Here is a 1,883-nt window from a genome sequence, read left to right on the forward strand (position 1 = left end):
GCCCCGGATCTCCCGGCACTCCCCCCACCGGGCCTGCCACCACTCCCCAACCTCGATGGCAGACCCCCGAGTTCACCCCGGATAAAACGCCACCGAAGCCGTCGGCTTCAGCGTCCGCCACCCGCTCCCACCCGGCAGCCACAGCAACCCGTCCTTGGACGTGGCGAACAACGGCGCCTCGCTGTCCTCGGACGCGGCGATGCTCTGCACCTCGGTGAGCCCGGGCAGCGCCCCGGTCTCCGGCACCGACCCGTCGCACTGGACGTACTGCACCTGCTCGACCCCGCCGGTCTCCTTGCCGACCACGACGAGCCGGCTGTCGGAGGCCCAGGACACGGCGGTCACCTGCTCCAACTCGGGCGTGGCGGACCGCAGTTCCTGCACGGACACGGTCTCGCGCCCAGCACTGTCCTCGTCCCGCTCGACCCGCCCGACGAACAGCGACTGCCGCCCCCCGGAGTCGACGACGAGCGCGACCCGCACCCCGTCGGCCGCCATCCGCACCGCGTTGATCCGCCCCTCAAGACCGGGCGTGCTCACCACGACGGGCGTGTCGTCGCCCTTGGCGAGCAGGTAGAGCCGGGGCGCGAGGGGGTTGCGGTCGGCGACCCACAGATCGCCCTGCGCGTCCCAGGTGGGCGTCGTGAACCGGTCCTTCTCGGTCGCGCCCGCGCTGGTCAGCACGGGGTTGCCGAGCCGGCTGCCGGACGCCAGCGAGGTGATGTACAGCTGCTTGCCGTCGAGCGTGACCCCGGCGGCCTCGCGCTCGTCCCGGGACACGGCCACGGACCGCAGCGCCTTGCCGCCGTCCCCGAACGCGCCGGGCACCGACTCGGGCGCGGAGTCGTTGCCGTCGGCCACCATCCACTGGAGGCGGTGGTCGCCGTCGATGAAGTACAGGTGCCCGGGGCTCTGCGCGGACCCGCGCGCGGCGATCCCGGTCGAACGCCCCGCGCCGAGCGAGCACAACCGCCGTCCGTCGGCCCGCAGTTCGACCTCGTCGACGGCCGGGGTGAGGCTCTGGAGGGTGAACAGGATCTGCGCGGCCATCTCGTCGCACTTGCCCTGCTTCACGCCCGCGGCCTTGCCGTCGAGCGGCACGGTGAGCTTGTTCTGGTCGTCCGGCACGAGCGGCCCGGCGTCGTCCGCGAGGGCCGTCCCCGTGGGGAAGCCCGACCGGACGACGGGCCGCAGCCAGTTCGTGGGCCCGTCGAGCAGGGAGCGCACCATCTGGGTCGTCGGGTCGACGCGCTTGCGCACGTACACGGGGTCCGCGACGGCGGCGGGCACGGTCCCCACGCGCGCGCGGGAGGCGAAGTAGTACTTGTTGACGGACGTGTAGTTGCGGGCGAAGTCCGACCGCCCCATGACGACGCCCTGAGGCAGCTCGTCGATCCGCCACTGCTCCTTGTCGTCCTGCACGAGGTGCAGGGTCTGCCGGTACTTGCCCACCTGGGGCGTGTACGACTGCTGCGCGTCCACGGTGGCCACGCGCTCGCCGTCGAGGGTGATCGACATGTCCGCGCCGCCCTCACGCCCGCCCGGGCGCTCCTGCATCGGCTGCGGGCCGACGTCCAGGACCGTCGTGGAGCTCTCCGGGTCCCAGGTCTTGGCGGCCTTGCCGATCAGGTACCTGCGGGCCGTCGCGTAGTCCGGGTCGTCGCTGGTCAGCGCTTCGAGGAAGCCCTGCACGATCGCCCCGGGCGTCGCCCCCTCCTGCGGCGGCATCGCGAACACGCGCACCTGCGTGTCCTGCCGGGGCGTCGACTCCACCCCGCGCAGGTCGCCGTGGTCGGGCATGGACGCACACCCGCTCAGCAGAACGGCCCCGCAGACGACGTACGCGGCAACCCGCCCCGACACCCGCCGGGCACCCCCCTCAC

At 73.1% G+C, this 1,883-nt stretch carries 1 protein-coding gene; it reads right to left on the bottom strand.

Annotation, left to right across the window (positions count from 1 at the left end; translation table 11 throughout):
- Positions 1-72 precede the first annotated feature (72 nt).
- A partial coding sequence (locus AOK24_RS29055) for an LpqB family beta-propeller domain-containing protein (protein ID WP_055723017.1) occupies positions 73-1,883 on the bottom strand: 1,811 nt, incomplete at its 5' end.

This window comes from Streptomyces niveiscabiei (assembly GCF_001419795.1).
In the GTDB taxonomy this organism is placed as follows: domain Bacteria; phylum Actinomycetota; class Actinomycetes; order Streptomycetales; family Streptomycetaceae; genus Streptomyces; species Streptomyces niveiscabiei.